We start from the raw sequence: 26,925 nt of genomic DNA, 5'->3' as shown, positions 1-26,925 counted from the left end.
CCCTCGCTTTTAACCATTTCGATTCGCCTAAGGAAAGCATGGAAATCTTTTTTACTATTCTCATTATGACGCTGGTGGTGTCACTCTCCGGCGTCGCGGCAAGAATCCTGCCGTTTCAAATTCCGCTGCCGCTGGTGCAGATCGCAGCGGGTGCCTTACTTGCCTGGCCCACGTTTGGCCTGCATGTCGATTTCGATCCGGAACTCTTTCTGGTGCTGTTTATCCCGCCGCTGCTGTTTGCTGACGGCTGGAAGACGCCTATCAATGAGTTTCTGAGCCACGGTCGCGAGATCCTCGGGCTGGCGCTGGTACTGGTGCTCATCACCGTGGTCGGTATCGGCTACCTGATCTACTGGCTGGTGCCGGGTATTCCGCTGATCCCGGCTTTTGCACTGGCAGCCGTGCTGTCACCGACCGACGCCGTGGCGCTGTCGGGTATCGTTGGCGAAGGGCGCATCCCAAAGAAAATCATGTCGATTGTGCAGGGTGAGGCGCTGATGAACGACGCCTCTGGCCTGGTATCGCTGAAATTTGCGGTCGCCGTGGCGATGGGCACCATGGTCTTTACCTGGGGCGGCGCCAGCGTGGAGTTTCTTAAAGTGGCCATTGGCGGACTGATTGCCGGCGTGGCCGTTTGCTGGCTCTATGGCCGCTCGCTGCGCCTGCTGAGCCGCTGGAGCGGAGACGATCCGGCGACGCAGACCGTGCTGCTGCTGCTGCTGCCGTTTGCCTCCTACCTGATTGCTGAACATCTCGGCGTCTCCGGTATCCTTGCCGCCGTCGCGGCCGGGATGACCATCACGCGATCCGGCATTATCCGTCAGGCGCCGCTGGCGATGCGCCTGCGTGCAAACAGCGTCTGGCAGATGCTGGAGTTTGTGTTCAACGGCATGGTGTTCCTGATGCTCGGCCTGCAGCTGCCGGATATCCTTGCGACATCCGTTGAGCAGGCGAATGCCGATCCCAACGTCGAGCTGTGGATGCTGTTTACCGATGTCGCGCTGGTGTATGCGGCGCTGATGATTGTGCGTTTTGGCTGGCTCTGGATCATGAAGCGCGCCAGCATGCGCCTGCTGAAGAAAAAACCGCTGGAATTCTCAAACTACTCGCTGCGCGAGCTGCTGATTGCCTCTTTTGCGGGCGTACGCGGTGCGATTACGCTGGCGGGCGTGCTCTCTATTCCGCTGTTTCTCAGTAATGGCGAGCCCTTCCCGGCGCGTTATGAACTGGTATTCATCGCCACCGGCGTGATCCTCTTCTCGCTGTTTGTTGGCGTTATCCTGCTGCCTCTCCTGCTGCGCGGTATCGACAGCCATGATAAAGCAGGCCACCGTCATGAACTGCAGCATGCGCGAGCCGCGATGGCGGGTGTGGCGATTGAAAGCCTGCATAAGATGGAGCAGCGGCTGGAGAGTGATACCGAAGAGAATATCGATCCGGAGCTGCTTAAAGAGGTCAGCCTGCGGGTGATTGGCAACCTGCGCCGCCGCGTGGATGGCAAGGATGACGTGGATCAGGCGCTGTTTGCTGAGAACCTGGAGCGTCGTTTCCGTCTGACCGCGCTGCGCGCCGAACGTGCTGAAGTGTATCACCTGCGCGCAACGCAGCAGATTTCCAATGAAACGATGCAGCGCCTGCTGCGCGATCTCGATCTGCTGGAAGCGCTACTGATCGAGAAAGAGGAGTAACCTCCTTTGCATGCCGCCGCGTCTCACACCTGCAGACGCGGCGCATCATCCGGCCAGTGTGTGCGACAGCAGCTGATCCAGGCTTCCGCACTGCGCGACAGATAGCTCCCTTCACGCCAGATCAACCCGATACGCCACTCCAGCGCAGATGCCAGCGGCAGCCACGCCAGCGACTGCGGATCCAGCCGCTGACAGATAGGTTCCGGCAGTACGGCTACGCCCATCCCCGCCTGCACCATCGCAGCCAGAAAATCCCACTGACCGCTGCGCAGCGCAATCTGAGGCGTTACGCCTTCACGCTGAAATGCCTGCATCAGCTGGCGGTTAAGGGCAAACTCTTCATTCAGGATCAGCAGCGGATGCTGCGCCAGTTCTGTCAACGTCAGATGCGGGCGGGCGTGCCAGGCCGCGCTGCGCGACACCAGCACGCAGAGCGGATGGCGCATCAGCTCCAGCGTGTTAAGCGGTAAATCGGGCTCAACCGGCAGGGCGGTAAGCGCAATATCCAGCGCGCCGCTCAGCACCGCCTGCTGTGCGGTCAGCCCGCCTGATTCTGCAATATGCAGCTGCACGCCGGGATAGCGGCGCTGAAATGCTGAAATTGAGCCGGCAATCTGCATGCCCACCATCGGCGGAATACCCAGGCGCAGCTCACCGGTTTTCAGCTGATTGATATCACCAATCTGCGCCTCCAACTGATGAAACTCCTGCAGGATCGCGAGACCGCGCTGGTAGACCGCCTGACCGCTGTCGGTGAGATGCAGACGGCGTCCCTCCCGCCGCAGCAGCGCGCACCCCAGCTCCTCTTCCAGCTGGCGCACCATTTTGCTGATGGTGGGCTGCGTAACATAAAGCTGCTCTGCTGCACGGGTAAAGCTCTGCTGCTGTACTACGGCGACAAAGTAGCGCAGGGCACGTATATCCATGATCATTCCTTAATGGCATAGTCCGGATGATTTTAATTCATTTCTTTCACGGTTAGCGGCAGATTTATACTGCGTTTCTCACATTCCTTACCGGAGATCGCCATGGCTGCCGCCATTAATCCGCGCCCCCGTCTGTTACAACATCTGATACTGCCGCTGCAGCTGCTGCTTTATATCGGGCTATTCAGCGTCTGCGATCTTCTGGTGCGCTGGCTGCACCTGCCGCTACCGGCAAATGTACTCGGCATGGTTATGCTGCTGTTATTGATTGTTTTGCGCGTATTGCCGCTGGGCTGGGTCCGGGCCGGGGCAAACTGGCTGCTGGCTGAAATGCTGCTGTTTTTTATTCCGGCGGTGGTGGCGGTGGTCAATTACAGCGATCTGCTGCGCAGTGAGGGATGGCGTATTTTTATCGTGATTGCGATCAGCACGCTGCTGGTGCTGGCGGTCACATCGCTGGTGGTTGATCGCCTCTACCGGTTTGAAATGGCGCGTGCGGCACGCAGGCAGGATATCCATGAGTAACGCCATCATCAGTCTGCTCTGTCTGGCACTCACCCTGCTGGTCTATTACCTCAACAAGCGTCTCTACCGGCGCTGGCGGCGGCTGATGCTGATGCCGCTGGTGCTGACGCCGCTGATACTGGTCGGGCTGCTGCTGATTACGCATGTCAGCTGGCAAAACTATATTGCGGAGAGTCACTGGCTGCTCTGGCTGCTGGGACCCGCCACGCTGGCGTTTGCCGTGCCGGTGTATGAAAACATGGCGCTCATCCGGCGTCACTGGCTGTCGCTGAGTGCGGGGGTTCTGTGCGCTACCACGGTTGCCGTGTGTAGCTCAGTCTGGCTGGCGCGATTACTGGCGCTGCCGGAGAGTATTCAGCGTAGTCTGGCCGTGCGTTCAATCACCACGCCATTTGCGCTGGCCGCCGCCGGTCCGATGGGCGGACAGCCCGATCTGGTCGCGCTGTTTGTGGTGATCACAGGCGTGTTTGGCATGGCGGCAGGGGATATTCTTTTTCTGCGCATTGCGATAAAACAGGGGGTGGCGAAAGGCGCCGGGTTGGGTGCTGCCTCTCACGGTGCCGGAACTGCGCGCGCCTATCAGATTGGTCAGCAGGAGGGGGTGGTATCCAGCCTGGTGATGATGCTTTCGGGCGTCGTCACGGTTCTGCTGGCGCCGCTTCTGAGCCATCTGCTGTGGCACGCATGACACGTTTATCGATAAATCGTTCCCATTGTAATTTAATTTTACGTAAAGGTTTCCAATAAAAGTTGTGTCTGACGACTATGCTAACTACTCTTTGCGCCGACTTATTTTTTACTTCATGGAGTGGATTAGCATGATCAAGCAACTTGTTACCGGAAGCGTTTTGGGCCTTGCACTGCTGAGCGGTAGCGTACAGGCGATTGAGGGCAGTGTTGACGTGGGTGAGCACAGCACCAACCTGAACCTTGGCCTCGGTACTACCTCTCCGGGTCTGTTTCTGAAAGGTAACTGGCTGCGCAGCGACCATGACGGCAGCACCTACGGTGCAGGTCTGGGCTATAACATCGATGTTGGCGATCTGCGCGTCGCGCCGACGGCAAAAGCGCTGTTTACGCACCCGGAAGATGGCCGTGATGGCTTCACCATCGCCGTGGGTGCAGGTGCACAGTACAGCTTCAACAGCATGTGGGGCCTGTATGGTGAATATTACTATGCGCCAGAGGCGTTTTCCGATCGTCTGGACAGCTATCAGGAAGCGTCAGGCGGCCTGAGCTTTACGCCAGTTTCACTGCTGAACCTGCGCGTAGGCTACCAGTATATCGAGCTGAACAATAAAGGCAGCCGCAAAGATAATGTGCTGGTAGATGGCCCATACGTAGGTGCCTCACTCCGCTTCTGATCTGCCGCTGCAAACCAGGGGCGCATAAATGCGCCCCCTACATCACCTCGCAGGGGCGCCATTAATGGCGCCCTGGTTGATATCCGCCCCGGTTCCGATGACATCATTAATGACGCCCTGGCCAATTCCCGCACGTGACTGAATGACGCGATTTATGGCGGTTGATGCGGTGCGCGTAATAAACCAGGGGCACATAAATGCGCCCCCTACGTCATCCCGTAGGGGCGCCATTAATGACGCCCTGGTCGATTCCCGCACCGGATCCGATGACGCCATTTATGGCGACCGTGTCGAACCCGGTGCGGCTGCGATCAGTGCGATTTCCCCTGTGAAATACCGATACCGGTTTGCGAACGAATAAACTGTCCGCGGAACCGTGCGCGCTCCTGTGTACCCTGAGCGGAGTGATCGGTGATGGAAAAGAACCAGGTGCAGACAAAAGCGACCAGCATGGAGAACAGCGCCGGGTACTCGTAAGGATAGACCGGGGTAGCGTGACCCAGCACCTGAACCCAGACGGTAGGGCCCAGAATCATCAGCACCACCGCCGTCAGCAGTCCCAGCCAGCCGCCCACCATCGCGCCGCGTGTGGTGAGCTTCGACCAGTACATGGAGAGCAAAATAATCGGGAAATTGCAGCTGGCTGCAATAGAGAAGGCCAGACCGACCATAAAGGCGATGTTCTGCTTCTCAAACAGGATCCCCAGCGCAATGGCAACCACACCCAGCACCAGCACGGTAATTTTAGAGACGCGCAGCTCTTCACGCTCCGTTGCCTGACCTTTGCGGATCACGCTGGCGTAGAGATCGTGCGACACTGCCGACGCGCCCGCCAGCGTCAGCCCGGCCACCACGGCCAGAATCGTGGCGAAAGCCACCGCCGAGATAAAGCCGAGGAACAGGCTGCCGCCTACCGCATTCGATAAATGCACCGCTGCCATATTGGTGCCGCCAATCAGGGCGCCGCTGGCGTCTTTAAACAGCGGGTTTGCGCCCACCAGCAGAATCGCCCCAAAGCCGATAATAAAGGTCAGGAAATAGAAGTAACCCATAAATCCGGTGGCCCAGAACACGCTTTTACGCGCCTCGCGCGCATCCGCCACGGTAAAGAAGCGCATCAGAATGTGTGGCAGTCCCGCTGTACCAAACATCAGCCCCAGCCCCAGCGACAGGGCGGAGATAGGATCTTTCACCAGTCCGCCGGGCTGCATAATCGCCGCGCCTTTAGGGTGGACCGCCATCGCCTCCGTAAACAGCGTGTTAAAGCTGAAACCGGTAGCTTTCATTACCATAATCGCCATGAAGCTGGCACCAAACAGCAGCAGCACCGCTTTGATGATCTGCACCCAGGTAGTCGCGAGCATGCCGCCGAACAGCACATAGAGCACCATCAGAATGCCAACCAGTACCACGGCGATATGATAATCAAGGCCGAACAGCAGCTGGATAAGCTTGCCGGCTCCCACCATCTGCGCAATCAGATAGAGCGCAACCACCACCAGCGAACCGCAGGCGGAAAGGGTACGGATCGGTTTCTGCTGCAGCCGGTAGGAGGCCACATCGGCAAAGGTATAGCGTCCGAGATTGCGCAGCCGCTCAGCGATCAGAAACAGGATCATCGGCCAGCCGACCAGAAAGCCGAGCGAATAGATCAGCCCGTCATAGCCCGAGGTATAGACCAGCGCCGAAATACCAAGAAATGAGGCGGCGGACATAAAATCGCCCGCCATCGCCAGGCCATTCTGGAAGCCGGTAATATTGCCGCCTGCGGTGTAGTAGTCGCTGCGTGAGCGGGTGCGCTTTGATGCCCACCAGGTAATACCCAGCGTGAACGCGACAAACACCACAAACATGATTATCGCTTCATAGTTGGTCGCCTGCTGCTGGACGTCGCCGGTCAGCGCATCGGCCGCCAGTACGCCCGCTGGCGCCAGCGCCAGCAGAATCGGGAGCGCGCGCTTCATGATTTTACCTCGCTGACGATCTGTTTAGTCAGGCGATCAAACTCGCCATTTGCGCGCCAGACATAGACGCCGGTAAGCAGAAAAGAGACCACAATCAGGCCCACGCCAATAGGAATGCCGCGCGTCACATTAGTACCGGCATGCAGCGGCGTACCGAGCCAGCCGGGCGCAAACGCGATCAGCAGGATAAACCCGACATACAGGACCAGCATAATAATGCTCAGCAGCAGCGCAAAAGCCTGGCGCTTATGGACCAGCTCCTGAAAACGGGGGTTATTTTCTATTTGTTGCCAGACGGCTTCCTGTTGATTCAGGGTGTCATTCATCACAGTTTCTCCAGAGGCAAAGCAGACGGAAATCTCACATTAATGTGATTTAACGGATTGAATATTCTGGTTATCAGGGTTGTGCGATGGTGAACAGCATACGGCGTAAGGTGAACTAACGGAGAGAAGCCTGCCGGGGACAGGCTGATGCTCTCCGCTGATAAGGGCAACGATTACGGCATGGCGATCGACTGCTTCTCCTCCAGTAATTTCTCTACTACACCTGGATCGGCCAGCGTAGAGGTATCGCCAAAGTTGCTGGTATCGCCCGCTGCAATTTTGCGCAGAATACGCCGCATAATTTTACCGGAGCGGGTTTTCGGCAGCGAGTCGGTCCAGTGCAGCACGTCCGGCGTGGCGATAGGGCCGATCTCTTTGCGTACCCAGTTGCGCACTTCCGTATACAGCTCCGCTGACGGCTCTTCGCCCTGATTCAGGGTGATATAGGCGTAAATGGCCTGCCCTTTAATGCTGTGCGGAATACCGACCACGGCCGCTTCAGCAATTTTCGGATGTGAAACCAGCGCGGACTCAATCTCTGCCGTGCCCAGACGATGTCCGGAAACGTTCAGGACATCATCCACGCGTCCGGTGATCCAGTAGTAGCCATCTTCATCGCGCCGCGCGCCGTCACCGCTGAAGTAGCGATGCTTAAACGTGGAGAAGTAGGTCTGTTCAAAGCGTTCATGATCGCCAAACAGCGTGCGCGCCTGACCAGGCCAGGAGTCATTAATAACCAGGTTACCCTCGGTTGCGCCCTCAAGCTGATTGCCTTCGTTGTCCACCAGCGCCGGCTGTACGCCAAAGAAGGGTTTGGTGGCCGAGCCCGCTTTCAGCTCGGTTGCGCCCGGCAGCGGCGTGATCATAAAGCCGCCGGTTTCAGTCTGCCACCAGGTATCGACGATGGGACAGCGGCTGTCGCCAATCTTTTTGTAATACCACTCCCAGGCTTCCGGATTGATCGGTTCACCCACGGAGCCCATGATGCGCAGGCTGCTGCGTCGGGTGCCTTCAATCGCCCGATCGCCTTCCGCCATCAGCGCGCGAATCGCGGTGGGCGCCGTGTAGAGCAGGGTAACGTTATGCTTGTCGACGACTTCCGCCATCCGGCTCGGCTTCGGCCAGTTGGGCACCCCTTCAAACATCAGCGTGGTTGCGCCACAGGCCAGCGGCCCGTAGAGCAGATAGCTGTGACCGGTGATCCAGCCGACGTCTGCGGTGCACCAGTAAACGTCGTCGTCATGGTAATCAAAGACATATTTAAAGGTGCTGGCCGCATAGACCAGATAGCCGCCGGTGGTATGCAATACGCCTTTTGGCTTGCCGGTCGAACCGGAGGTGTACAGAATAAACAGCGGGTGTTCCGCTTCAACCGCCACCGCTTCGTGCTCTGCGCTGGCCTGGCTGACCAGATCGTGCCACCAGAGATCGCGTCCCTCATGCCACTCCGTGGTTTTTCCGGTGCGCTTAAATACGATTACCTGCTTCACGCTGGTCACCAGCGGATTTGCCAGCGCGTCATCAACATTCTTTTTCAGCGGAATGGCACGTCCGGCGCGGATACCCTCATCCGCCGTGATCACCAGCTTCGCGTTGCTGTCGACCACGCGTCCCGCCACGGCTTCCGGCGAAAAGCCGCCAAAAATCACTGAATGCACGGCACCAATACGCGCGCAGGCCAGCATGGCGACAGCGGCCTCCGGCACCATCGGCATATAAATGGCCACCACGTCGCCTTTTTTAATCTCAAGCTGCGTTAATACATTTGCCATGCGGCAGACGTCAGCGTGCAGCTCCCGGAAAGTCAGCGTTTTACTTTCACTGGCGTCATCCCCTTCCCAGATAATGGCCGGGCGATCGCCCCGCGTCGCCAGATGGCGATCCAGGCAGTTAGCCGCAAGATTCAGCGTGCCATCTTCATACCAGCGAATAGAGATATTGCCCGGCGCAAACGAGGTATTTTTCACCGTGCTGTAAGGCGTGATCCAGTCGAGAATCTTTCCCTGCTCACCCCAGAAGGCGTCAGGATCGTCCACGGACTGCTGATAGCGCGCCGCATACTCATCGGCATTAATCAGGGCATTCGCTGCAATGGCAGCGGGTACAGGATGCTTGTGAATTTGGCTCATGGCTGACCTCCTTGAAGATGTTAATCATATGTCAATCAAAGGTTAATTGAAGAGGGGGCAGGGGCTTTGTTTCGGTTTTGCAGTCTGGATCACGGCCTGCCAGCATGCGGTAAAGGGCGCGAAAACGGCGCTTTTTGCGGTAAAAAAGCGACGTGCTGAAAGCGGCTGGCAGCAGGCAACAGAGGGTTTTGTGATTAAATATTGAGCAAACGCGCCGGGCGATAAAATCGTCAAATCTGAATAGCTATGCGGAAAATTATCGAATTAACGCTTTTCATAACAGCGGGTTATAGCCACAGGATAACAGCAGCATTTTATGCTACTGAGCTGCGCACGATTTAAGCTATTGCGCCGGGGGTTGCATTTACCGTAGTGAAAATGGTACTTATCTGGCCGCTGTTCAGCAGGTATCAACTCAGGCTGTATCCTTGCGCTGGTGCAAACCGCCAGCAGAACAAAGCGGAATACAGCCCATTATAACCCTCTATTTTATCGGGCTTTTGCTCACTTCCCTGTGTGTACCATCTTCTGCACCTTCGCAGCAGAGCAAAGGGGTTTTAACTGAGGAAATAACGCGTTATGAAAGGTTTTAAACTCACCCTCGCCTGGCAGATCCTGATTGCCCTGATCCTCGGCATTATCGCAGGAACCGTGCTGCATAATCAGCCAGACGATCGTGAATGGTTAATCACCAATATTCTTACTCCTGCCGGTGATATCTTCATTCATCTGATCAAGATGATTGTGGTGCCGATTGTTATTTCCTCGCTGATTGTTGGCATTGCCGGCGTCGGGGACGCGAAAAAACTCGGGCGTATCGGGGTGAAAACCATTATCTATTTTGAAGTGATCACCACCATTGCCATTGTGGTCGGCATCACGCTGGCTAACGTATTCCAACCCGGCAGCGGCATTGATATGTCAACGCTGGCAACGGTGGACATCTCTAAATATGAAGCTACCACCGAAGCGGTTCAGGGCGCTCCTCATGGCCTGGTCAGTACCATCCTGTCACTGATCCCGCAGAACATCTTCGCCTCGCTGGTCAAAGGCGATATGTTGCCGATTATTTTCTTCTCAGTGCTGTTTGGCCTGGGTCTGTCGGCGCTGCCGTCGGAACATCGCGATCCGCTGGTCGGCCTGTTCCGCTCGGTATCAGAAACCATGTTCAAAGTGACTCATATGATCATGCGGTATGCGCCGGTGGGCGTATTTGCACTGATTGCGGTGACCATTGCGAACTTCGGTTTTGCATCGCTCTACCCGCTGGCGAAACTGGTACTGCTGGTTTATGCCGCCATCCTGTTTTTCGCCTTTGTCGTGCTCGGTGCGGTCGCGCGCTTCTGCAAGCTGCGTATTACGACCCTGATGCGTATTCTGAAGGATGAGCTGATTCTGGCTTACTCTACCTCCAGTTCAGAGACGGTGCTGCCGCGCATTATGCAGAAGATGGAGGCGTATGGTGCGCCGAAAGCGATCACCAGCTTTGTGGTGCCTACCGGCTACTCCTTCAACCTGGATGGCTCTACGCTCTATCAGAGTATTGCCGCCATCTTTATTGCCCAGCTTTACGGCATTGACCTGTCGCTGACCGATGAGATCATCCTGGTGCTGACGCTGATGGTAACCTCAAAAGGGATTGCCGGTGTTCCGGGCGTCTCCTTCGTGGTGCTGCTGGCGACGCTGGGCAGTGTGGGGATCCCGCTTGAAGGGCTGGCGTTTATCGCAGGCGTTGACCGCATCATGGATATGGCGCGTACGGCGCTGAACGTGGTGGGAAATGCGCTCGCTGTGCTGGTCATTGCACGCTGGGAAAATCAGTTTGATGCTAAGCAGGCTGCCGCCTACGAGCTGCAGCTGCGTATGCAAAGCGCCACCTGATCCGCTACTAAGCAGAACAAAACCCGCCGCTGGCGGGTTTTTTTATGCCTGCAGTAAAAATAAAAAAATTCTGCGCCGCTGCACATGAATTAACAATTCTTTGTGATATAAGTTTTTCAGAATAAATTATTCATTTGCAGGAGCGTATTATGACCCTTGATCTCAACAAGATGATCACCGAGAGCCGCAATCCGGCCAGCCAGAATATTGACGAGCTCAGCACGGAAGCGATGCTGCGCGTCATTAATGACGAAGATAAAAAAGTGGCGCTGGCGGTAGAGGCGATTGTGCCGCAGATCGCACAGGTCACAGAGGCGATTGCGCACGCCTTTAGCCAGGGCGGGCGACTAATTTACTGCGGCGCCGGCACGTCTGGCCGGCTCGGTATCCTGGATGCCAGTGAGTGCCCGCCTACTTTTGGTACGCCGCGCGGTCAGGTGGTGGGGCTGATTGCCGGCGGGCATACGGCGATCCTGCAGGCGGTTGAGAACGCGGAAGATAACGCCGGACAGGGCGCACAGGATCTGGCGGATATCGGTTTCAGCCCCCGGGACGTGCTGGTCGGAATTGCAGCCAGCGGCCGCACCCCCTATGTGCTGGGCGCGCTCGCTTACGCACGCGAACAGGGCGCGTTTACCGCCGCGCTGACCTGCAATCCCGACAGCGCGATGGCGCAGGCGGCTGATGTCGCGCTGACGCCGGTTGTGGGGCCGGAGGTCGTCACCGGCTCGTCGCGCATGAAGGCGGGCACGGCACAGAAACTGGTGCTGAATATGCTGAGCACTGGCGCGATGATCCGCAGCGGCAAGGTGTATGGCAACCTGATGGTGGACGTGGAAGCTACCAATCAGAAACTGGTTCAGCGCCAGATAAACATCGTTAAGCAGGCCACCGAATGCGACGACGCCACGGCTCAGCAGGCGCTGACGGCGTGCGGCGGCCACTGCAAAACCGCTATCGTCATGGTGCTGGCGGGCCTGACGGCGGAAGAGGCGCGCGCGCTGCTGGATCAGAACCGCGGGTTTATCCGCGCCGCATTACGTGACTCAGGAGTACGCTGATGGCCGCAATCACTGAAACGCTGCTGCGCGATATTCTGCGGGCCGTGGGCGGGCCGGGTAACGTAGCGATGTGCGGCAACTGCATGACCCGCCTGCGCCTGACGCTGGTGAATGCTGCGCTGGCGGATAGCCCGCAGCTGAAACAGCTGCCGGGCGTACTGGGCGTGATTGTCAGCGACGCCCAGCTGCAGATTGTTCTGGGGCCGGGCAAGGCGCAAACCGCGGCGGAAAAGATGCAGCTATTGCTCAATGACGGCACGCCGGCGCAGGATCTGCAGGCGATCGCCCAGGCGCAAAAGCAGCAGTTAAAAGCGAAACAGAGCAGTGCGCTGCACCGCTTTCTCGCCTGCTTTGCCACCATCTTTACGCCGCTTATTCCGGGATTTATCGGAGCTGGCCTGCTGCTCGGTTTTGCCACCCTGACCGAGCAACTGTTTCACCTTAATCAGCCGGGTGAGCACGCCCCGTGGCTGCTGGCGACCGTGGCCTACATGAAAGTGTTTGGCAAAGGACTGTTTACCTTTCTCAGCATTCTGATTGGCTATAACGCGCAGAAAGCGTTTGGCGGCACCGGCGTCAACGGCGCGATTATCGCCTCGCTGTTTGTGCTTGGCTACAGCCCGGAAGCCACCGTCGGGTACTACAGCGGGATGGAGAACTTTTTCGGGCTGACGATCGATCCGCGCGGCAACATTATCGGCGTGCTGCTGGCCGCGATATTTGGTGCCTGGACAGAGAAGCAGCTGCGTAAAATCATTCCCGATAACCTGGATATGATCCTCACCTCGCTGCTGACGCTGCTTATTACCGGCGCCGTGACGTTTCTGCTCATTATGCCGGTGGGGGGGGAGCTGTTTAAAGGAATGTCGTGGCTGTTTATTCACCTCAATAACAATCCGTTTGGCTGTGCCATTCTGGCCGGGCTGTTTTTAATTGCGGTGATGTTCGGTATCCATCAGGGCTTTATTCCGGTCTATTTCGCGCTGATGGAGACGCAGGGCTTTAATTCGCTGTTTCCCATACTGGCTATGGCGGGAGCGGGGCAGGTCGGTGCCTCGCTGGCGCTGTGGTGCAAAGCCGGAAAAGCGTCGCTGCTGCGCAGCCAGATCAAAGGAGCAATTGTGCCGGGGCTGCTGGGCGTCGGGGAACCGCTGATTTACGGGGTCACGCTACCGCGCCTCAAGCCCTTTATTACCGCCTGCTGCGGAGGGGCACTGGGCGGTTTCTTTATCGGTCTGGTCGCCTGGCTCGGCCTGCCGGTGGGGATGAACACGGTGTTTGGCCCCTCCGGCCTGGTGACGCTGCCGCTGATGACGTCAGCACAGGGCATTTTTGCCGGTATGGCGGTCTATCTTGCCGGTCTGCTGGTCGCCTGGACGGGCGGGTTTCTCTTCACCTGGTGGTGGGGCATGAAAAATATCGATTTGGGTTAATGCCCGCTGCGGGCGCTGCTGCGCCCGTAAATATTTACCGTTTCCTCCATTCTGGCTAAATAATGGTGTGAGCCGCAACGCACAACCCGGTTTTCAGCTATTCTTTTTAACGTTTAAATACAGTGGCTTATCTAAATAGCTCTTTTTTAGCAGCAAGAAATAAATCATCAGCGCTTAAGTCGTTCCGCTAATCAGCCGATAGATCCGGAATAATGTTTATCAGCCTGAATTGACCAGGGATCTCTGTATGCGCAACAACCAGCCCGTGACACAGCGTGAATTCGTTTTCAATGACGATGCGACGCTGATGTCGACTACCGATCTCAGCAGCCATATCACCTACGCCAACGACGCTTTTATTGAGGTCAGCGGCTTTACGCCGGAAGAGGTAAACGGTCAGCCCCACAACATGGTACGCCATCCGGATATGCCGCCCGAAGCGTTTGCCGATATGTGGCATACCCTGAAGCAGGGGCAGCCCTGGAGCGCGCTGGTGAAAAACCGGCGTAAGAATGGCGATCACTACTGGGTGCGGGCCAATGCGGTGCCGGTGGTACGCGAAGGATGCGTACGCGGCTATATGTCGGTACGGACCAAACCTTCAGCAGCGGAAGTGCAGCAGGCTGAAACCCTGTACCGCGATTTTCGCGAAGGGCGAAGCAAAGGTCGCTGCTTCTATAAAGGATTGATTATCGGCAGCGGCTGGCGCCGCGCCACCTCACTGCTGAAAACGCTGCCGCTGCGCTGGCGCATTCGTTCAGCGCTGGCGCTGCTGCTGCCGCTGATCGCGGGCAGCGCCTGGGGGGCAGGCCTGACGGCGCTGGCACTCGGCGGCTTCAGCATTGCGACGGCGCTCTGCCTGCTGCTGGCGAACCTCTGGCTGGAGCAGCAAATTTCACGTCCCATTGAGCGGATGTGCCAGCAGGCGCTGAGCGTAGCGACCGGTAATAGCCATAAAGTCGATCAGCCCGACCGCGTGGATGAAATCGGCATGACGCTGCGCGCCATTGGCCAGCTGGGGCTAATGTTCCGCTGGCTGGTGGATGACGTCAGCGGCCAGGCGATCAACGTCCTCAGCGCCAGTGATGCGATGGCACGCAGCAACAGTGAGCTCTCCCGCCGGACTGAACAGGCAGCCGCTAACGTGCAGCAGACGGCCGCCACCATGAATGAGATGACGGCCACCGTGAAGAGCAACACGGAAACCGCCAGCGAGGTCAATGCGCTGTCGGGCACCACCAGCCACGCTGCTATCAAAGGTGGCGAGGTGATGCAGGAGATGGCAGGCATGATGGGCGATATTGCCGACAGCGCGAAGCGCATCGCCAGCATCACCAGCGTGATCGACAGCATCGCCTTTCAGACCAATATCCTCGCGCTCAATGCGGCGGTAGAGGCGGCGCGGGCCGGTGAGCAGGGTAAAGGGTTTGCCGTGGTCGCAGGTGAAGTGCGCAATCTCGCGCAGCGCAGCGCAAAAGCCGCCAGCGAAATTAAAACGCTGGTAGAGACCAGCGCCAGCCGCGTAGCGTCAGGCAACGACTATGCGGCAGCCGCGGGTCGCACCATGCAGGATATTGTCAGCCAGGTGCAGAACGTGACGACGCTGATTGCACAGATCAGCGCAGCTACCGCTGAACAGGCCACGGCGCTGAGCGAGGTCAGCACGGCGGTAGAAGATCTGGATGAGATAACCCATCAAAATGCCGCGCGCGTGGCTGAAGGCGCAGAAGCCTCAACCCGCATGGCGCATCAGGCGAACCGCCTGGTTGAGGCGATTAGCGTCTTCCGCTAACGCTTACGCCACTTCCCGCCCGGCGCGCAGCGCGCCGGGTGACGTGCCCGTTATCCGTTTAAAGGCGCGGCTGAACGCAGCCAGCGACCCATAGCCAAGCTCAAACGCAACGCTCTCTACCGCCTCGCCCTGATCAACGATACGCTCTTTCGCCAGCCGCATACGCAGTTCGGTAAGATAGCGCAGCGGCGTCATGCCGGTGGCGTTCTGAAAGCGGGCAGCAAACACCGATCGCGAGCTGCCTGACGCACGCGCCAGCCGCTCCACCGTCCAGTTTTCTCCCGGCGCACGGTGCATCGCCGCCATCGCCAGGCTCAGTCGCGGATCGCGCAGCGCCTGGACCAGACCGCTGCCGGCGCCGCAGCCGTTCTCTACCCAGCCGCGCACAATCTGCGCGGCCACCACATCCGCCAGCCGCGACAGAATACCGGCGAAGCCCGCTTTGCGCTGGCGGGTTTCCCGCTCCATCGCATCCAGAATCGGCTGGATTTCCGGATACTGTCCCAGCAGGGTGCTTACCAGCATGACATCCGGCATGGTGTGTACCAGCGGCTGCATACCGCCCAGTTCAAACGCCATGCAGGCGCTGAACAGGATCACATCGCTATCCGCCGGACAGAGATCGGCATCTGCCGCATCGTTGATCGCGCAGACGCTGGGGCAGATGGGCTTACTGTTAAACGTGGTGATCGGTTCACAGTGCGCCGTCTCATCTGAGATCAGCGCATGCGCTTTTCCGTGCGGGATCAGTAACGCATCGCCCGCCTGCAGCGGATAGATCGTACCGGAAGCGGCGCGCAGCAGCAGCGTACCGCGCCCGACAAAATGCAGCTGCGCCCGGCCAGGCGCGTCGTCATACTGCAGGCCAAAAGGCGCATGCAGCGCAATACGCTGATATTTTACGCCGTACAGGCGCATGCCCATCAGCAGCTCGCTGGTTAAATCTTTATAACGGCTCATCGCAATCCAGACGAATTATCAACTAATAAACTTTCTGTATCATAGATCGTCTTACCGCAGCGCTCTATCCTTAGCGAAACTATTTTTTTGTGATGGGGATCGCAAATGAGTCTGGAAACTGAACTGACAGCTGCCCGCGCGGTGGCAGAAAAACCCGCGTGGGGCGCGGTATTTGCCATGGCATTTGGCGTGTTTGGCCTGATCACCGCTGAGTTCCTGCCGGTTAGCCTGCTGACGCCGATAGCCGCGTCGCTGCAGGTCAGCGAAGGTCAGGCGGGGCAGACGGTGACGGTAACCGCGCTGGTTGCGCTGCTCACCAGTCTGGTGATCGGCACGCTTACGCGGCGGTTTGATCGTCGTCTGGTGATGCTGGCATTTACCCTGCTGCTTATCGCCTCGGCGCTGCTGGTGGCGCTGGCGGACAGTCTGCCGATGATCCTGCTGGCACGTGTGCTGCTGGGTATGGCGATTGGCGGCTTCTGGACGCTGTCAACCGCCATTACCATGCGACTGGTGCCGGCGGAGCAGGTGCCGCGCGCGCTATCGATTGTCTTTAGCGGCATCTCGCTGGCGACAATTATTGCGGCACCGCTTGGCAGCTATCTCGGCGATGTGATTGGCTGGCGCAACATTTTTCTGATGACGGGGCTGCTGGGCGTGCTGGCGCTGCTGTGGCAGTTCTTCACGCTGCCGGCAATGCCGCCGGAAAACCGGACGCAAAGCGGCGGCGTGCTTGATCTGCTGCGCCAGGGCGTCATGCGCTGGGGCATGCTGGCGGTGATCCTGATGTTTACCGGACATTTTGCTTTCTTTACCTACCTGCGACCTTATCTGGAGGGCAGCGCGCAGCTTAACGTTAACCAGCTGTCGCTCGCGCTGCTGGCGTTTGGAATAGCTAACTTCTTTGGCACCTCGCTGGCGGGCGTGCTGGTTACGCGCAGCGTCTCGCTGACGCTGACCGGCATGGCGCTGCTGATGAGCGTGACGGCGGTGGTACTCTCCGCAATGGCGCAGCTGCCGTGGCTGGTGGGAGCCGGCGTGGCGCTATGGGGACTGGCATTTGGCTCCATGCCCACCGGCTGGTCAGCATGGATTTCGCGTGCCGTGCCTGATGATGCAGAGTCGGGCGGCGGACTGCTGGTGGCGACCATTCAGCTGGCGATCACGGCGGGCGCGGCGGCCGGCGGCTGGATGTTTGACCTGCAGGGCGCGGGCGGCGTCTTTATGGCAAGCGGCGTCATGATGCTGCTGGCGGCGGTAACCATCTATACGCGCGTCAGGCAGCATGGCTAAGGTGCAGCGGCAGGGCTTTTTCTGATTCAGGGGCGGCGTGTGCCGCCCTTTGCATTTCCGCGCGTTGCTTTGACGGTTTTCTGCACAGATGCGCTACCTTTAGTGACAACTACACCAGGGGGAAAAAAGCGATGAGCCAGTTTTTTATGCATGAAAAGAACGATCTGATTAACGAAGCCATCGAAGGTATTTTACTCAGCACGCCGTGGCGTAACCTGCGTCGTCTCGATTTGGGCGATGATATCCGCGTTGTGGTGCGTTCAGACTGGGATAAAAGCCGGGTGGCGCTGATCTCAGGTGGCGGATCGGGCCATGAGCCGGCGCACGCCGGGTTCGTCGGCAAAGGGATGCTGACTGCGGCCGTCTGCGGTGATATTTTCGCATCGCCCAGCGTGGAGGCGGTGCTTAACGCCATTATCAACGTGACCGGTGACGCGGGCTGTCTGCTGATCGTTAAAAACTATACCGGCGATCGCCTTAATTTTGGTCTGGCGGCTGAGAAAGCCAAAAACCTGGGTTATCACGTTGAACTGGTCATGGTGGAGGATGATATTGCGCTGCCTGAAAACCCGCAGCCGCGCGGTCTCGCCGGCACCGCACTGGTGCATAAGATTGCGGGCTACGCGGCTGAGCACGGGCATTCACTGCAGGAGGTGAAGGCGCTGGCGCAGCGGGCGATTGAGTCTGTTTTCTCTATTGGTCTGGCGTTTGCGACCTGCCATCTTCCGGGTGAGAAGCGCGAAGCGCGCGTGGCGCCAGGCCACAGTGAACTCGGTATGGGGATCCACGGCGAGCCGGGGGTCATTACGCTGGATACGCAGGACAGCGGAAAAATCACCGCTCTGATGACGGATAAACTGGCGCAGGCGCTGCCGGACGGTAAGCTGGCGCTATTGCTTATCAACAATTTAGGCGGTTTTTCGCAGCTGGAGCTGGCGCTGCTGACGCGTGAAGTCCTGCGCACGCCGCTGGCCGCGCGTATTACCCATCTTATCGGTCCCGCTACGCTGGTCAGCGCGCTGGATATGAAAGGCTTTTCACTCTCCGTGCTGGCGCTGGAAGAGCCGTTCCTGCTGGCGCTGCAGGCACCGGTTCAGGTGCAGGGCTGGGTTGCGCCCTATGAGTTTGCGCCCATCAATCTGCAGACGGCAGAGAAAGTCAGCAGCGCGCTCGACTTCGATCCCTCTGAAAATGATGAGGTGGCGGGCTGGATCACGCGCGTTACGCAGACGCTCATCGATCTGGAGAGTGAACTGAATGCGCTGGACGCAAAGGTCGGCGATGGTGATACCGGCTCCACGTTTGCTGCGGGTGCAAAGCGTATTCAGCGCGCGCTGCAGGAGAAGCAGCTGCCGCTGAACGAGCTGCCGACGCTGATCGCGCTGATTGGCGAGCAGCTGGCAGGGGCGATGGGCGGCTCCAGCGGCGTACTGATGTCGATTCTGTTTACCTCCGCCGGACAGCATCTGGAAGAGGGCAGCTCACTGCCGGAGGCGCTGATGCAGGGGCTGGAGCGCATGAAGCACTACGGTGGCGCGCAGCCGGGCGACCGCACGCTGATTGATGCGCTACAGCCAGCGCTGGAAAAACTGGTGGCGGGCGAATCGCTGACGGCGGCTGCGCAGGCGGCGGCGCAGGGCGCAGATGCCACGGCGCAGATGAACAGTGCGAAAGCGGGACGCTCAGCCTATCTCAACCAGCAGAGTCTGGATGGGGTAAAAGATCCCGGTGCGTATGCGGTAGAGAAAGTATTTCAGGTGATGGCAGGCTGAGTTGCCCGCCAGAGTGATACCGCAGTGAGCTGCGCCCGTCTTCCCGGCCATGCAGAAGGCGGGCGCAGGATGCCGTTACTCGCCGGCTGGCTCTTTCGCCGCCTCGCGCAGCATCTCCTGATGCGGGATATCCTGCAGGATCTGCTCAAAGCTGCGCAGACGCTTGTAGATAGACATCAGCTCGACCAGCGTCGACCAGGAGGTGATCAGATACTGGAAGGAGGAGCGTACCTGGTCAAACACGTTGAGGATCTGATTCATCAGGCCCAGCGTCAGCGCACCGGCCACAATCGCCGGAAACAGCAGAAACACGCCAAATACATTATCTACCTGCAGATAGAGAAAGCGCGTGACGTTGAAATAGAGATAGTGAAAGTAGAGCCGGAAATAGTTGTAGCGCACCCGGCTGAACAGCGCCTGCACCGTAGGCGGTGACGCGCGCGACGGATCGTCTTCGCCATAGACCAGCTCTTTTCGGTAGGCCGCTTCCACCCGCTGATTGCGGAACTCCAGTCCCGGCAGCTTAATGCCGACCAGCGCCAGCAGCGCGGTGCCGAATACCGACCAGAGGATAGCGGCGATCACCAGGCCATAGGGTGTTGAACCGAGAATCGGAATATCTTTCACATGTTTCGACAGCGCCAGCAGCACCGGCAGGAACGCCACCAGCGTCATGATCGCCCTAATAAAGCTGACGCCCCAGTCCTCCAGCGTGGTGGAGAAACGCATCGTATCTTCCTGCACACGCTGTGCCGCCCCCTCCACATGCCGCAGACGCTGCCAGTTGTGCATGTAGTAGCTGTTCATCGCGGTACGCCAGCGGAAAATCCAGTGGCTGATGAAAAAGACGTTGGCGACCAGAATCGTCACGGCGATAAGCGCTATACCGAGAAAGTCGCTGATTTCGCTATAAAACTGGGTTATCTGTACGGCACCCGCTTTGGTCAGCGCTTTCTGGATCAGATCGTAAAACGGCTCATACCAGGCGTTGACCGCCACGTTGACCTGAACGTTAAACCAGGTGACAAAGATGATGAGCGCCGTGCCCCAGACCGACCAGCGCTGCCAAGGATGGCGATCGATTATCATCCACGCCAGGGCAAACAGCGCAACCGCAGACCAGTAGTAGCCGTAAAACCAGAGCTGGCTGGCGTGAATAAACCGGCTGGCATTGGTAGGCAGCGGCTGCTGCATCGCGGCCTGCAGTGCGGGCCAGCGCGCCGGCAGGTCGCTGAAAAAGCCAAACCAGGCAAAAATAACAAGCACGCTCCAAATCGCTGCCGAGCTGAAAAATGCGCCGGGCCGCGGAAAAAAGGATTTAAACATAAGCACTCCGCTGTGGTGTAGACACGTTTATACCGCTATTTCTGTTTATCTGTCTGTAGTGGGTTGTTTCCGGGCATGACAATTCCGTCGCCGGAATGTAAACCAGCGCGGGAAAATGTTAAGTATTTTGTGCGTAATTGTTTCGGAAAACTAAATTCGTTACCGTTTCGGTGTTACAATTGTCATCTTGTTACCGGTAACAAACGTGCTGTATCCCTTAAGTCAAGAATAAAAACCATTACAACGCAACTACTTAACCTTCCATGCCGCATTATATGCGGTACTGAGGCAATGTCATGTCAGAACAAAAAAAGGGTCATTCACGTCGTGATTTCCTGCTGAGGACGATCACCCTCGCACCCGCTATGGCGGTCGGTTCAACCGCCATGGGCGTGCTGGTCGCGCCTGCCGCCGCCGCCAGCGATGCAGCAGCGCCAGCGCAGCCGGCACGCGACTATCAGCCAGGCTGGTTTACCGCCGAAGAGTTTGCCTTCATCACCGCCGCCGTGGCGCGGCTGATCCCCAGCGACGAGCGCGGACCAGGCGCGCTGGAAGCAGGCGTACCGGAATTTATCGATCGTCAGATGAATACGCCCTACGCCACCGGCAGCAACTGGTATATGCAGGGACCTTTTCACCCGGATATGCCGAAAGAGCTGGGCTACCAGCTGCCGCTGGTGCCGCAGCAGATTTATCGCTTAGGCATTGCCGACGCCAATGCCTGGAGTCAGAAACAGCATGGCAAGGTGTTCGCCAGCCTGAGCGGCGAACAGCAGGATGCGCTGCTGAGCGCCTTCGAAACCGGTAAGGCTGAGTTTGCCCAGCTGCCGGCAAAAACCTTTTTCTCTTACCTGCTGCAGAATACCCGCGAAGGCTTTTTCTGCGACCCGATTCATGGCGGCAACCAGGGCATGGTGGGCTGGAAGCTGATTGGCTTCCCGGGCGCCCGCGCCGACTTTATGGATTGGGTAGAGCGCGGTGAACGTTATCCGTTCCCGTCAGTCGACATTCGCGGAGCGAGGGCGTAAGCGTGGCAAACGAATTAAAACAAGTTGATGCAGTGATTGTGGGCTTTGGCTGGGCAGGCGCCATTATGGCAAAAGAGCTGACCGAAGCGGGTCTTAACGTCGTTGCGCTGGAGCGCGGTCCGCATCGCGACACCTATCCGGACGGCTCTTATCCGCAGTCGATTGATGAACTGACCTACAACGTTCGCAAAAAGCTGTTTCAGGACCTCTCTAAAAGCACCGTGACTATCCGTCACGATGCGTCGCAGACCGCGGTACCTTATCGCCAGCTGGCCGCTTTTCTGCCCGGCACCGGCACCGGCGGTGCGGGCCTGCACTGGTCCGGCGTGCATTTCCGCGTCGATCCGGTTGAGCTGAATCTGCGCAGCCACTATGAGCAGCGCTACGGTAAAAGCTTTATTCCGGAAGGCATGACCATTCAGGATTTTGGCGTCAGCTACGATGAGCTGGAACCGTTCTTCGACAAAGCCGAAAAGGTGTTTGGCACCTCCGGCAGCGCCTGGTCAATCAAGGGCAAAGTGGTCAATAACGCACACGGCGGCAACCCGTTTGCGCCGGATCGCTCCAGCGACTTTCCGCTGCCGGCACAGAAGCGTACTTACTCTGCGCAGCTGTTTGCGCAGGCGGCGGAGTCGGTTGGCTATCACCCTTATGATATGCCGTCAGCGAACACCTCCGGACCCTATACTAATACCTACGGTGCACAGATGGGGCCGTGCAACTTCTGCGGCTTCTGCAGCGGCTACGCCTGCTACATGTATTCCAAAGCGTCGCCTAACGTCAATATCCTGCCGGCACTGCGTCAGGAGCCGAAGTTTGAGCTGCGCAACAATTCATACGTTCTGCGCGTCAATCTGACCGATGATAAAAAGCGCGCTACCGGCGTAACCTACCTTGATGGTCAGGGACGTGAAGTGGTGCAGCCGGCCGATCTGGTGATCCTCTCCGCCTTCCAGTTCCACAATGTTCATCTGATGCTGCTCTCCGGGATCGGCAAACCTTATAATCCGATCACTAATGAGGGCGTGGTGGGGCGCAACTTCGCCTATCAGAATCTCTCCACGCTGAAAGCGCTGTTTGATAAAAACACCACCACCAACCCGTTTATCGGCGCAGGCGGGGCGGGTGTGGCGGTAGATGATTTTAACGCGGACAACTTTGATCACGGGCCGCACGGTTTTGTTGGCGGGTCTCCTTTCTGGGTTAACCAGGCCGGCACCAAGCCTATCTCCGGCGTGCCGGTGCCAGCCGGTACGCCAGGCTGGGGCAGCCAGTGGAAAGCGGCGGTAACCGATACCTATACGCACCATGTTTCCATGGATGCGCACGGTGCGCACCAGTCCTATCGCGCTAACTATCTCGATCTCGATCCCAACTATAAAGATGCGTACGGCCAGCCGCTGCTGCGTATGACCTTTGACTGGCAGGATAACGACATCAAAATGGCGCAGTTTATGATTGGCAAGATGCGCAAGATCACCGAGGCGATGAACCCGAAAACCATTATCGGCTCCGCCAAAGCGCCGGGAACCCATTTTGATACGACCTCCTATCAGACCACACATATGAGCGGCGGTGCGATCATGGGTGAAGATCCGCAGACCAGCGCGGTCAACCGCTATCTGCAGAGCTGGGATGTGCCCAACGTCTTTGTGCCGGGGGCGTCAGCTTTCCCGCAGGGGCTGGGCTATAACCCGACCGGTATGGTCGCTGCACTGAGCTACTGGTCAGCGAAAGCGATCCGCGAACAGTATCTGAAAAACCCGGGTCCGCTGGTACAGGCATAAGGAACATGACGATGATGAAATCAGTTTTGGCCCTGATGCTGGGCACCCTGACGTTCAGCGCGCTGGCTGACGATGTGGCCGCCGAATCACTGATCAAACGCGGTGAATATCTGGCGCGCGCCGGGGACTGCGTGGCCTGCCATAGCGCGGCCGGCGGCAAGCCGTTTGCCGGCGGACTGGCAATGGCGACGCCGATTGGCACCATCTACTCCACCAATATCACACCTGATAAAGCGACCGGCATTGGTGACTACAGCTATGACGACTTTCAGAAAGCAGTGCGTCATGGCGTAGCGAAAAATGGCGATACGCTCTATCCGGCGATGCCTTATCCCTCCTACGCGGTTGTCAGCGACGAGGATATGAAAGCGCTTTACGCTTATTTTATGCACGGCGTGGCGCCGGTCAGCCAGGCGAACAAAGAGAGCGACATTCCCTGGCCGCTCTCCATGCGCTGGCCGCTGGCGATCTGGCGCGGCATCTTTGCACCGGACGTGAAAGCGTTCCAGCCCGCCGCACAGGAAGATCCGGCGCTGGCGCGCGGACGCTATCTGGTTGAAGGGCTCGGACACTGCGGAGCGTGCCATACGCCGCGCAGCATTACGATGCAGGAGAAAGCGCTGAACAACGGTGACGGCAGCGACTACCTTGCCGGCAGCAACGCACCGATTGATGGCTGGACCGCCAGCAATCTGCGCGGTGACAACCGTGACGGGCTGGGCCGCTGGAGCGAAGAGGAGCTGAAGCAGTTCCTGCGCTTTGGCCGTAACGATCACACCGCGGCGTTTGGCGGTATGACCGAGGTGGTGGAACACAGCCTGCAGCATCTCAGCGATGAGGATATCAGCGCGATTGCGAAGTATCTGAAGTCGCTGGGCGCCAAAGATCCGCAGCAGGCGGTATTTACCCCGGATGATACGGTAGCGAAAGCGCTGTGGCACGGCGATGACAGCCAGCCGGGCGCGTCAGTCTACGTAGACAGCTGTGCTGCCTGCCATAAAACTGACGGTTCAGGCTATCAGCGCTTCTATCCGGCGCTGCGCGGCAACCCGGTCGTGATGGCTGACGATCCGGCTTCGCTGATCCACATTGTGCTGGTGGGCGGTACGCTCCCAGGCGTGAAAGGCGCGCCGACGGCCATCACCATGCCGGCATTTGGCTGGCGTCTCAGCGACCAGCAGGTTGCGGATGTGGTGAACTTTATTCGCAGCAGCTGGGGCAACGGCGTTACCACCCGCGTAACGGCTGGCGACGTGGCGAAGCAGCGTAAGGATAAAACGGTACAGCCTTATCAGGGCAGCGCGGATATCCACGCATTAGAGAAGTAAGCGCGCCTGCGGAGCGTTAATTATCCGGGCCTGGTGCCCGGATTTTTTATGGGCGAAAAACAGCGACGGATCAGCCAAAGCCAGCGCGGGCGGGGGCTGAACGCGATCGTCTACACTTAGTGGTGAGTGCAAAAGCTCACTAACTGATAAGCGGAGGGAACGATGCAAGTAAGTCCTTATTTGTTTCTGTATGGTCGCTGTGAAGAAGCCATCGAATTTTACCTGCAGGCCACCGGCGGCAAAGTGCTGCAAAAAATGACCTTCGGCGATAATCCGGAGCAGGGAGAGCAGGTGGGCGATAAATCCGCACCGCCGCTGCCACCGGAAAAAATCATGCATGCACATCTGCAGATTGGTCAGGGCGAGCTGATGCTGAGCGACGGCGATACCAGCAAGCCACCGGCGTCTGAGCACGCGGGTTATGCGGTAAGCCTGGCAACCACTGACGAGAAAGAGGGCAAAGAGTGGTTTGATAAACTCTCTGCTGGCGGCAAAATCACGACCGAATGGCAGAAGACATTCTGGTCAGACGGCTTCGGCATGTTTATCGATAAGTTCAACATTCCGTGGCGTATCAACGTCGTGAAGTCGCAGGATTAACGCCTCTGTTTTTGCCCCTCCGGTGCTGCATCCGGCGGGGCAAAACTGCCATGCTTAGAAGTTGTAACCTGCCACCAGATAGTAACCCCAGCCGGTTGATTTCACTTCAAACGGACCATTGCCGAAATTCAGCTCCTGACCATCCGCCCACTGACCGCCGTTATGGAAATAACGCGCAACGGCAGAGACGTGCCAGTGGTCGTAGTTCAGTGATAAAATATGACTTGAGGCAACAGAGTTACTGGTGCGCGAGCGGTCAGATTTATCGCGCAGATCGGAGCCCCAGTCAAAGTTGGTGAAGCCGATATAGCTCAGCTTGCCGCCCCACAGGTCGGTAATTGGCACAAAGTATTTTACCTTGAAGCGGTAACCATCCCAGCTGTTCTCGTTGGCCGCACCGTAGTTTTCCCACTGATATTTGGCGTAAACGTTAAGCGAGAGGCCGACATCGCTGTGGGTGTCGATATCGGTACCGAGACCCATATACCAGGTGTTCTGCCGGTTGTCGCTGTTGCGGCCCATATCGTAGATATAGTTGTTGGCAAAGAACCACTCTTTAAACGGACCGAATGCCAGGCTGGTGCCCGCCAGCTTGTCGAGCGACAGGCGCGGCTCAATTTCCATAAACAGCGGCGTGCCGTGATCGAAGATGCCATTGGCGTTGCTGTTGCCCGCACCGAAGAAGTTTGGCAAATCGATGTAGCCGTAAAAATCGAACCACTCCTGTTTGGTAAAGGCTTCATATTCCAGGTAGACGTCGTTATTAAACTGCGGCCCGAAACGGGTATGGGTGCTGCCCACCACGTTTACGCTCTGATGCCACCAGTCAGACAGATATTGCGGGTCGCTCTCTGCCTGCGCTGCGCCCATTCCGCTACCAATCAGTAATGCACCTGCTATCAACGATTTAAATTTCATTATTGTTTGACCACTTGCTGAGGATCGCCGCAGAGATGCCACGATCGAATGAGTACGTTCCCGGGTATTGAGCAGTATGCGGCGATAACGCGTGCTGACTGCCAGCCTTCAGGCCCGCGTAATGTGCCTGTAACAGAGCGTTAGAAAATAGATTTTCATCACATTTGTCAAAAAGTGTTGCAATAGGATTCAGTTATTTTGTGACAATTGTCACATATTCTATCTGCAGCGAACGGAACTCCGCAACCGTTTACGTGGTCGCGAAGAGGTACGATTGGGAGTGGGGCGTGGACGCCGGTTCCGTTTGCTACGGGCACCGGTTCCGGGTTAAGCGCCGGTTCCGTTCGCCACGGAGGCGGTTCCGTTCGCCGTCAGCGGCGGCAGTAGCCTGTGCCCCGGCACGGCGACCGGGCAGAGGACGCCAGGCCGCGCCCTCTGCACTCCCCGGCCCTGCGCCAGCCCCGTCCGCCGCTGCGCGGTTCCCTCGCTCACGCCCGCTTCCCGGGGACCGGCCGCCATTCGCTCCTGCTCACCGCGCCCTTTCGCCGACGTCCTGTCGGCTCATCCCGGAACCGTGCCCTCCCTCGGCGGAGCCGGATGGCGCTTCCCGCCGCTGCTGGTTTTTTCTCTTTTCTTACGTTTTTTATGGCTGAAGGTTTCGTGAAGAAGCTTCAGACCACACCGCAACACTTTTAAAAAAAACAAAATGAAAAATTTACAGGCGGGGAGGGAGGCGCCATCCGCAGCGCCGGGCGCAGAGTGACGGCCAGGGCGAGCTGGCAGGACGCCGGCGAGAGCGCGGGCTGAGCAGGAGCGAATCCGCG

The 26,925-nt window shown here is 58.1% G+C and carries 22 protein-coding genes; 14 read left to right on the top strand and 8 right to left on the bottom strand.

From position 1 onward, the window contains the following. The first annotated feature begins 38 nt into the window (after positions 1–38). Positions 39–1,688, top strand: coding sequence for a Na+/H+ antiporter (locus B4M48_RS03025; protein ID WP_039382034.1), 1,650 nt, complete (start codon positions 39–41; stop codon positions 1,686–1,688). A 23-nt stretch (positions 1,689–1,711) separates the two neighbouring features. On the opposite strand, the gene B4M48_RS03020 is transcribed toward B4M48_RS03025, so the two are convergent. After that, the gene (locus tag B4M48_RS03020; protein WP_071668445.1) at positions 1,712–2,614 is read right to left on the bottom strand and encodes a LysR family transcriptional regulator; all 903 of its coding nucleotides are present in this window, start codon (positions 2,612–2,614) and stop codon (positions 1,712–1,714) included. Between the two features lie 102 nt (positions 2,615–2,716). On the opposite strand from B4M48_RS03020, the gene B4M48_RS03015 reads away from it, so the two are divergent. The 3 genes from B4M48_RS03015 (at position 2,717) to B4M48_RS03005 (ending at position 4,503) form a co-directional block, all read left to right on the top strand. Continuing rightward, the gene (locus B4M48_RS03015; RefSeq protein WP_071668444.1) at positions 2,717–3,139 is read left to right on the top strand and encodes a CidA/LrgA family protein; all 423 of its coding nucleotides are present in this window, start codon (positions 2,717–2,719) and stop codon (positions 3,137–3,139) included. Beyond that, positions 3,132–3,827 (top strand): LrgB family protein, encoded by a 696-nt coding sequence (locus tag B4M48_RS03010; RefSeq protein ID WP_071668443.1) that lies wholly within the window; start codon positions 3,132–3,134, stop codon positions 3,825–3,827. The genes B4M48_RS03015 and B4M48_RS03010 overlap by 8 nt, the downstream gene beginning before the upstream one ends. A 130-nt stretch (positions 3,828–3,957) precedes the next feature. Then, entirely contained in the window at positions 3,958–4,503 is a 546-nt protein-coding gene (locus tag B4M48_RS03005) for a YfaZ family outer membrane protein (protein ID WP_039382044.1), read from the top strand. Between the two features lie 311 nt (positions 4,504–4,814). On the opposite strand, the gene B4M48_RS03000 is transcribed toward B4M48_RS03005, so the two are convergent. The 3 genes from B4M48_RS03000 to acs all read right to left on the bottom strand — a co-directional run bounded on the left by B4M48_RS03000 (position 4,815) and on the right by acs (position 8,922). Further along, the gene (locus B4M48_RS03000; RefSeq protein WP_071668442.1) at positions 4,815–6,467 is read right to left on the bottom strand and encodes a cation acetate symporter; all 1,653 of its coding nucleotides are present in this window, start codon (positions 6,465–6,467) and stop codon (positions 4,815–4,817) included. Continuing rightward, the gene (locus B4M48_RS02995) at positions 6,464–6,793 is read right to left on the bottom strand and encodes a DUF485 domain-containing protein (RefSeq protein WP_039382048.1); all 330 of its coding nucleotides are present in this window, start codon (positions 6,791–6,793) and stop codon (positions 6,464–6,466) included. The genes B4M48_RS03000 and B4M48_RS02995 overlap by 4 nt, the downstream gene beginning before the upstream one ends. Positions 6,794–6,966: 173 nt before the next feature. Further along, positions 6,967–8,922 (bottom strand): acetate--CoA ligase, encoded by a 1,956-nt coding sequence (gene acs / locus B4M48_RS02990; protein WP_071668441.1) that lies wholly within the window; start codon positions 8,920–8,922, stop codon positions 6,967–6,969. A gap of 579 nt (positions 8,923–9,501) precedes the next feature. Between acs and gltP the strand changes: the two genes are divergently transcribed. From gltP to B4M48_RS02970, 4 genes are all read left to right on the top strand, one after another. Then, the gene (gene gltP, locus B4M48_RS02985) at positions 9,502–10,803 is read left to right on the top strand and encodes a glutamate/aspartate:proton symporter GltP (RefSeq protein WP_071668440.1); all 1,302 of its coding nucleotides are present in this window, start codon (positions 9,502–9,504) and stop codon (positions 10,801–10,803) included. 149 nt (positions 10,804–10,952) lie between these two features. Continuing rightward, positions 10,953–11,864 carry an N-acetylmuramic acid 6-phosphate etherase gene (gene murQ / locus B4M48_RS02980; RefSeq protein WP_039382055.1) on the top strand — a complete coding sequence of 304 codons (912 nt, stop codon included), beginning with the start codon at positions 10,953–10,955 and terminating at the stop codon, positions 11,862–11,864. After that, a complete protein-coding gene (gene murP / locus B4M48_RS02975; protein ID WP_071668439.1) occupies positions 11,864–13,297 on the top strand; it encodes a PTS N-acetylmuramic acid transporter subunit IIBC in 1,434 nt (477 codons plus the stop codon). The genes murQ and murP overlap by 1 nt, the downstream gene beginning before the upstream one ends. Positions 13,298–13,544: 247 nt before the next feature. Then, a complete protein-coding gene (locus B4M48_RS02970) occupies positions 13,545–15,089 on the top strand; it encodes a methyl-accepting chemotaxis protein (RefSeq protein WP_071668438.1) in 1,545 nt (514 codons plus the stop codon). A 3-nt stretch (positions 15,090–15,092) separates the two neighbouring features. On the opposite strand, the gene B4M48_RS02965 is transcribed toward B4M48_RS02970, so the two are convergent. After that, the gene (locus B4M48_RS02965) at positions 15,093–16,049 is read right to left on the bottom strand and encodes an AraC family transcriptional regulator (protein ID WP_071668437.1); all 957 of its coding nucleotides are present in this window, start codon (positions 16,047–16,049) and stop codon (positions 15,093–15,095) included. A gap of 105 nt (positions 16,050–16,154) precedes the next feature. Between B4M48_RS02965 and B4M48_RS02960 the strand changes: the two genes are divergently transcribed. Beyond that, entirely contained in the window at positions 16,155–17,342 is a 1,188-nt protein-coding gene (locus tag B4M48_RS02960) for an MFS transporter (RefSeq protein ID WP_094111313.1), read from the top strand. A gap of 131 nt (positions 17,343–17,473) precedes the next feature. Further along, positions 17,474–19,114 (top strand): dihydroxyacetone kinase subunit DhaK, encoded by a 1,641-nt coding sequence (locus tag B4M48_RS02955; RefSeq protein ID WP_250341071.1) that lies wholly within the window; start codon positions 17,474–17,476, stop codon positions 19,112–19,114. A gap of 75 nt (positions 19,115–19,189) precedes the next feature. Here the strand turns inward: B4M48_RS02955 and sbmA are convergent, their stop codons facing one another. Beyond that, positions 19,190–20,440 (bottom strand): peptide antibiotic transporter SbmA, encoded by a 1,251-nt coding sequence (gene sbmA / locus B4M48_RS02950; RefSeq protein ID WP_288655891.1) that lies wholly within the window; start codon positions 20,438–20,440, stop codon positions 19,190–19,192. A gap of 296 nt (positions 20,441–20,736) precedes the next feature. On the opposite strand from sbmA, the gene B4M48_RS02945 reads away from it, so the two are divergent. The 4 genes from B4M48_RS02945 (at position 20,737) to yjdN (ending at position 25,183) form a co-directional block, all read left to right on the top strand. Beyond that, entirely contained in the window at positions 20,737–21,468 is a 732-nt protein-coding gene (locus B4M48_RS02945) for a gluconate 2-dehydrogenase subunit 3 family protein (RefSeq protein WP_071668434.1), read from the top strand. Positions 21,469–21,470: 2 nt separating this feature from the next. Next, the gene (locus B4M48_RS02940; RefSeq protein WP_288655890.1) at positions 21,471–23,255 is read left to right on the top strand and encodes a GMC family oxidoreductase; all 1,785 of its coding nucleotides are present in this window, start codon (positions 21,471–21,473) and stop codon (positions 23,253–23,255) included. Positions 23,256–23,266: 11 nt separating this feature from the next. Further along, positions 23,267–24,583, top strand: coding sequence for a c-type cytochrome (locus B4M48_RS02935; RefSeq protein ID WP_039382082.1), 1,317 nt, complete (start codon positions 23,267–23,269; stop codon positions 24,581–24,583). Positions 24,584–24,745: 162 nt separating this feature from the next. Beyond that, complete coding sequence (yjdN, locus tag B4M48_RS02930; protein WP_039382083.1) at positions 24,746–25,183, top strand: VOC family metalloprotein YjdN; 438 nt, start codon at positions 24,746–24,748, stop codon at positions 25,181–25,183. Between the two features lie 54 nt (positions 25,184–25,237). Here the strand turns inward: yjdN and B4M48_RS02925 are convergent, their stop codons facing one another. Together B4M48_RS02925 and B4M48_RS02920 are read right to left on the bottom strand one after the other, a co-directional pair. After that, the gene (locus B4M48_RS02925) at positions 25,238–26,101 is read right to left on the bottom strand and encodes a nucleoside-specific channel-forming protein Tsx (protein ID WP_039382084.1); all 864 of its coding nucleotides are present in this window, start codon (positions 26,099–26,101) and stop codon (positions 25,238–25,240) included. 561 nt (positions 26,102–26,662) lie between these two features. Then, a partial coding sequence (locus tag B4M48_RS02920) for a hypothetical protein (RefSeq protein WP_288655887.1) occupies positions 26,663–26,925 on the bottom strand: 263 nt, incomplete at its 5' end.

This window comes from Pantoea sp. UBA6567, assembly GCF_002434165.1.
In the GTDB taxonomy this organism is placed as follows: Bacteria; Pseudomonadota; Gammaproteobacteria; order Enterobacterales; family Enterobacteriaceae; genus Pantoea; species Pantoea eucrina.
Note: the sequence above shows the minus strand (reverse complement) of the source record. Positions and strands in the feature narration are given on the sequence as shown.